Annotated in this window: 4 protein-coding genes and 1 pseudogene; 4 read left to right on the forward strand and 1 reads right to left on the reverse strand. The window is 65.8% G+C overall.

Translation table 11 applies throughout. The features are described from left to right. The first annotated feature begins 140 nt into the window (after positions 1–140). The 4 genes and pseudogenes from G1E_RS26200 to G1E_RS26215 all read left to right on the forward strand — a co-directional run bounded on the left by G1E_RS26200 (position 141) and on the right by G1E_RS26215 (position 5,152). Positions 141–1,682, forward strand: coding sequence for an MFS transporter (locus tag G1E_RS26200; RefSeq protein ID WP_009685813.1), 1,542 nt, complete (start codon positions 141–143; stop codon positions 1,680–1,682). Between the two features lie 28 nt (positions 1,683–1,710). After that, entirely contained in the window at positions 1,711–2,772 is a 1,062-nt protein-coding gene (locus G1E_RS26205) for an HlyD family secretion protein (protein ID WP_009685812.1), read from the forward strand. Then, positions 2,769–4,205: pseudogene (locus tag G1E_RS26210) on the forward strand (efflux transporter outer membrane subunit); the annotation flags it as partial. The gene G1E_RS26205 and the pseudogene G1E_RS26210, both read left to right, overlap by 4 nt. A 152-nt stretch (positions 4,206–4,357) precedes the next feature. Continuing rightward, positions 4,358–5,152: an SDR family NAD(P)-dependent oxidoreductase gene (locus tag G1E_RS26215; RefSeq protein ID WP_009685808.1), complete on the forward strand. Its 795-nt coding sequence runs from the start codon at positions 4,358–4,360 to the stop codon at positions 5,150–5,152. 130 nt (positions 5,153–5,282) lie between these two features. On the opposite strand, the gene G1E_RS26220 is transcribed toward G1E_RS26215, so the two are convergent. Continuing rightward, positions 5,283–6,095 (reverse strand): SDR family oxidoreductase, encoded by an 813-nt coding sequence (locus tag G1E_RS26220; protein ID WP_009685807.1) that lies wholly within the window; start codon positions 6,093–6,095, stop codon positions 5,283–5,285. Positions 6,096–6,155: the final 60 nt, after the last annotated feature.

The raw sequence follows: 6,155 nt of genomic DNA on the forward strand, positions 1-6,155 counted from the left end.
TTGCCGGCGATAGGGCCAGATCTGCAAAAAAGTGGATTGCGCCTGACGCAACATAAACCTACCGAGAAGTCAGTTTTCGTCAGCATTCGACCTTCTTAGACTTGCTCCAGTCGCAAATTTGTTGCTGGAGATGTCGTTGCATGAGTTCCCTGTCCGCCCCGTCTGCTGCCATCGTCGGCGCCCCCGCGCCGGCTGCGCCTGCGCAGACGGCGTTCGGCCTGCAGGTGGTGGTCGGGCTGTTCGGTGTATTGCTGGCCGTGTTGTGTGCGGGCCTCAACGAGTCGGTGACCAAGATTTCCCTGGCCGATATCCGCGGCGCCATGGGCATCGGGGCCGACGAAGGTGCCTGGCTGCTGGCGGTGTACAGCGCCGCTTCGGTCTCGGCCATGGCCTTTGCGCCGTGGCTGGCCACCACCTTCTCGCTGCGGCGCTTCACCCTGAGCGCCATTGGCCTGTTCGCCGTGCTCGGCTTGCTGCAGCCGTTCGCCCCCAACCTGCACAGCCTGATGCTGCTGCGCGTGCTGCAGGGCTTTGCCGCCGGCGCCTTGCCACCGATGCTGATGAGCGTGGCCCTGCGTTTCCTACCGCCGGGCATCAAAGTATACGGCCTGGCCTGTTACGCCCTGACCGCCACGTTCGGCCCCAACCTCGGCACCCCGCTGGCCGGGTTGTGGACTGAATACGTGGGCTGGCAATGGGCGTTCTGGCAGATCATTCTGCCGTCGGCACTGGCCATGTGTTGTGTGGGCTGGGGCCTGCCGCAGGACCCGCTGCGCCTGGAGCGTTTCAGGCAGTTCGACTGGCGTGGCGTGGTGCTTGGCCTGCCGGCCATCAGCAGTATCGTCCTGGGCTTGTCGCTGGGGGACCGCTGGGGCTGGTTCGACTCGCCGCTGATCTGCTGGCTGCTCGGGGGTGGGCTGCTGTTGCTGGTGCTGTTCATGTTCAACGAATGGTCCGAGCCGCTGCCGTTCTTCCAGTTGCGCATGCTGTCGCGGCGCAACCTGAGTTTCGCCTTGGTGACCTTGGCCGGCGTGCTGGTCGTGCTGTCGGGTGTCGGCAGCATTCCGTCGGCCTACCTGGCGCAGATCCAGGGCTACCGGCCGGCGCAGACCAGCCCGCTGATGATGCTGGTGGCGATGCTGCAGTTGATCGCCCTGCCATTGACCGCAGCGCTGTGCAACATCCGCGCGGTGGACTGCCGCTGGGTGCTGGGCATCGGCCTGGCGATGCTGGCGGTGTCCTGTGTTGGCAGCAGCCTGCTGACCAGCGAATGGATCCGTGGCGACTTCTACCCGTTCTACCTGCTGCAGGTGTTCGGCCAGCCGATGGCGGTGCTGCCGTTGCTGATGCTGTCCACCAACGGCATGACTCCGCAGGAAGGCCCGTTCGCCTCCAGCTGGTTCAACACCGTCAAGGGCCTGGCCGCGGTGATCGCCGGTGGCCTGCTGGATGCGCTTGGCACCCTGCGCCGGCACTTCCATTCCAACCACCTGGTGGACAGCCTGGGCAACGCTCCGCTGGTCGACGATAACGCCGCTGGCCTGGCCAGGCGCATCCACGATCAGGCGCTGGTGCTGACCTCGGCCGACCTTTACCTGGTTATGGCCTGCATCGCCGTGGCCCTGATCTGCCTGATTCCTTTCGTGCCCACTCGGGTCTACCCGCCGCGCGCGGTGGCCTGAACCCTGGATGAATTCGAGAACCGCTGATATGACCAACAACCGCAAAACCCTGTTTATCGGCTCGGTGCTCGCCGTGGCTGTCCTGGCTGGCATCGTCGGCCCCTGGCTGTTCGGCAGCGACCACCGCCAGAGCACCAATGACGCCTATGTGATCGCCGACTACACGGTGGTCGCGCCCAAGGTAGCCGGCTTTATCAAAGAGGTGCTGGTAGAGGACAACCAGCAGGTCACGGCTGGCCAGCTATTGGCGACCATCGATGCCCGTGACTACCAGGCCGCGCTGGATGCGGCGCAGGCGCAATTGCTGGTGGCCAAGGCGCAAAGTGCCGATGCCCGTGCCACCCTCGAACGCCAGGCCGCGCTGATTGCCCAGGCCGAAGCTGCGGTGAAAGCGGCCCAGGCCGAAGCGGCGTTCGCCGACCATGAGGTCAACCGCTACAGCCGCCTGGCCGAGCAGGGCGCCGGTACCGTGCAGAATGCCCAGCAGGCACGCAGCAGGGTCGACCAGGCCCGCGCGCGGCTGGCCAATTCCCAAGCAGCGCTGGTGGCGGCGCGCAAGCAAGTGGACATCCTTACCGCCCAGGTAGCCAGTGCCGATGGCCAGCTCAAACGCGCCGAAGCGGGCCTGGAAAAAGCCCAGCTTGACCTGTCCTACACACGCATCACCGCGCCGGTGGACGGCATGGTCGGCGAGCGCGCGCTGCGGGTCGGCGCCTACGTCAACCCGGGCGCTCGCCTGCTGTCGGTGGTGCCGTTGCAACAGGCCTATGTGGTCGGCAACTTCCAGGAGACCCAGCTGACCCACGTGCAGCCGGGCCAGCCGGTGAGCATCAGCGTCGACACCTTCTCCGGCGAGAAGCTGCAAGGCCATGTGGAAAGTATCGCCCCGGCCACCGGCGTGACCTTCGCCGCCGTGAAGCCGGACAACGCCACCGGCAACTTCACCAAGGTAGTGCAGCGCATTCCGGTGAAGATCGTTTTCGATGATGGCCAGCCGCTGCTGGCCCGCTTGCGCGTGGGCATGTCGGTGGAAGCGACCATCGATACCCGTGGCGACAAGCTGAACGGCAAAGAGGTCAGCGCACGATGAAAGCGGCATTACGCGTGAGCCCATTGCTGTTGGCCGCACTGATGGCTGGCTGCACAATGGGCCCGGACTTCCTGCGCCCCGACAGCCAGGCACCGCAACAATGGGCGCCGCTGCAAGGTGAGGCGGCGGCCAGCCAGCCGCAGGCCGAACCGCTGGAGCTGCGCTGGTGGGAAAGTTTCCACGATGCCCAGCTCAGCGCATTGATCCAGCGCGTTGCCGAGCGCAACCTCGACTTGCAGATGGCCAGTGCCCGGCTGGTACAAAGCCGGGCCTTGCGCAGCACCGTGGCCGCCGATGAAATGCCGGCGGTGGATGTTGCTGCCGGCTACAGCCGTGCCCGCAACAGCGCCGAAGGCCTGAGCGACCCGTCTGGCAAGGCGGGCAAGCAAGCCTTCAACCTCTGGCAGGGCGACTTGGTAGCGGGTTGGGAACTGGACCTGTGGGGCCGCGTGCGGCGCCAGGTCGAGGCGGCCGATGCCACGGTCGAAGTGGCGGAGAACGACCGCCGCGGTGTGCTGTTGGCATTACTGTCGGAAACTGCCGGCAACTACATCCAGTTGCGTGCGGTGCAGCACACCATCGATGTCACTCGCGACAACCTCAAGGTCGCCCAGCACAGCCTGAAGCTTTCGGAAAGCCGCCAGGCCGAAGGCGTCGCTACCCGCCTCGACGTAGCCCAGGCCAGTGCCCAGGTGGCGTCCATCGAGTCGCGTCTGCCCAGCCTCGAAGCCCGGCGCGATGACCTGATCAACGCCCTCAGCCTGCTCGCCGCCGACCCCCCGCGCAGCCTGCAGGCCCAGTTGCTACAGGGCGGCGAACTGCCTGCGCCGCGGCAGAAGTTCGCCATCGGCTTGCCGTCCGAGCTGGCCGAGCGCCGGCCGGACATCCGCCAGGCCGAGGCTCGCCTGCACGCTGCCACCGCCAGCATCGGCGTGGCCAAGGCCGACTTCTACCCGAGCATCCGGCTGTCTGGCAGTGTCGGCTTCCAGGCCATGCAGTTGTCCGATTTTGGTGCCTGGGACGCGCGCCGGTTTGCCTTTGGGCCACAGCTTTCATTGCCGATCTTCGAGGGCGGCCGACTCAAGGGCACCCTGGAGTTGCGCGAGGCGCAGCAGCAGGAAGCGGCGATTAATTATCGCAAGGTGGTGCTGGGGGCCTGGCATGAGATTGACGATGTGCTACGCCTGTACAACGCCAGTCAGTTGCGCCGTGATCACCTGGCCGAGGCCGTGCGGCAGAACCGCATCGCCTTGGAAACCGCCCAGCGCCAGTACGTGGAAGGGGCGGTGGATTTTCTCAACGTGCTGACGGTGCAGAGTGCCTTGCTGGCCAGCGAGGAACAGTGGATCGACAGCTCGGCGGCGGTGTCGCAGGCGCTGGTGGCGCTGTACAAGGCCTTGGGGGGTGGCTGGCAGGCGTTTGATCAGCAACCGGTGAAGAAAGCTTTGCAGCCCATCGCCGGCAAGCCAACTCCCACAAGTACAGCGCAGGTCTCAGGTACAGCGCAATACCTGTAGGAGCGGGCTTGCCCGCGAAGGGCTGCAAAGCAGCCCCGGCGATTTCCCAGACAGATGAGGAGGCAAAGATGCACATTTCCCTGAACGGCAAACGCGCGATCGTCAGCGGTTCCACCGCCGGCATTGGCCTGGCCATCGCCATAGGTCTGGCCGAAGCCGGCGCCGAAGTGGTCCTCAACGGCCGCACCCAATCCCGCGTCGACGAAGCGCTTAACGCCGTGCGCGAACGCTTGCCACAAGCGCGCATCATCGGCATCGCTGCCGACCTCGGCACCCAGGAAGGTGCGCAAAAGCTGTTCGACCAGGTGCCGCATACCGACATCCTGGTCAACAACCTGGGCATCTTCGAGCCCAAGCCGTTCTTCGAGATCGAAGACGAAGACTGGCAGCGCTTCTTCGACGTCAACGTGCTTAGCGCGGTGCGCCTGTCGCGCCACTATGCCCGAGGCATGGCCGAGCGCAAATGGGGGCGGGTGGTGTTCCTGTCCAGTGAGTCGGCGCTGCAGATCCCGACCGAGATGGTTCACTACGGCATGACCAAGACCGCGCTGTTGGCGGTGTCACGAGGGCTGGCCGAGACCCTGGCGGGCACCGGGGTAACGGTGAATGCCGTGCTGCCTGGGCCGACGCGCTCTGAAGGCGTGGGTGACTTCTTCGCCAAGCTGGCCGAGGAGCAGGGGGTCACGACTGCTGAGCTGGAAACCAGCTTCCTGGTCGAGCACCGGCCCAGTTCGTTGATCAAGCGGCTGGCGACAGTGGAAGAGGTGGCCAACATGGTGGTGTACCTGGCATCGCTGCAGGCCAGTGCTACCACCGGGGCGGCGTTGCGGGTGGACGGCGGGGTGCTGCGGTCCATTGCCTGATTGTCTACTGCCTGTACCGGCCTCTTCGCGGGCTTGCCCGCTCCCACAGGAGTAGTGTGATTCCGAAGCGGGTGCCATACCTGTGGGAGCGGGCAAGCCCGCGAAGAGGCCAGCACAGGCAAGCAAAGAATCAAAGCGGTCGCAGCAGGCCAAAGCGCTTGCGCAACGCCCAATCCAGCAAACGCCGCGGCAGCAACCGAGCCATCAACGGCAACGCCGTACTGCCATTGCCCAAGCGCACCACAGCCGGTACCGGTGACCTGCTCACTGCCGCCAGCACGCCCTTGGCAAACACCGCCGCCGAAGTCGGCTTGTCCTGCGAAGCCCGCGCCCGCGCCTGCACCTGTTCACGCAACGGCCACCACGCCGAATCCGACGCCAGTACCTGCTCGGCCTGGCGCTGGGCGTTGCTGGCGAACTGCGAGGCAATCGCCCCCGGCTGCACTTCCAGCACGCGCACGCCGAACGGGGCCAGCTCCAGGCGCAGGGCGTCGCTCAGGGCATGCACGGCCGCTTTCGACGCGCAGTAAGCGCCAGCGAATGGGGTAACCAGCACGCCGGAAACACTGCCGATATTGACCACCAGGCCCCGGGAGCGGCGCAGCAGAGGGAACAGTGCGCGGGTCACGCCGATCACCGCGAAGACGTTGGTCTCGAATTGCTGGCGCAGTGCGTCCACACCGCCATCGAGCAATGGGCCCATGGCGCCGTAGCCGGCGTTGTTGATCAGGATATCGAGGCTGTCCAGTTCCTCGGCCAAGCGGGTAAGGGCCTCGCTGTCGTTCACGTCCAGTTGCCGGGCGGTGTAGCCGGCGGCACTCAGTTGCTCGACATCCTCAGGCTTGCGGGCGGTGGCCCAGACGTGGTGGCCAGCATCGCGGAAGGCGTCGGCCAGGGCGCGGCCGATGCCGCTGGAACAACCGGTGATCAGGACGGTGGGCATGGTGGGGGCCTTTGATCAAGGTGAGAGGTGTGTCGCCGGTGCTGGCCCTATCGCCGGCAA

This window comes from Pseudomonas sp. TJI-51 (genome assembly GCF_000190455.2).
GTDB classification, from domain to species: domain Bacteria; phylum Pseudomonadota; class Gammaproteobacteria; order Pseudomonadales; family Pseudomonadaceae; genus Aquipseudomonas; species Aquipseudomonas juntendi.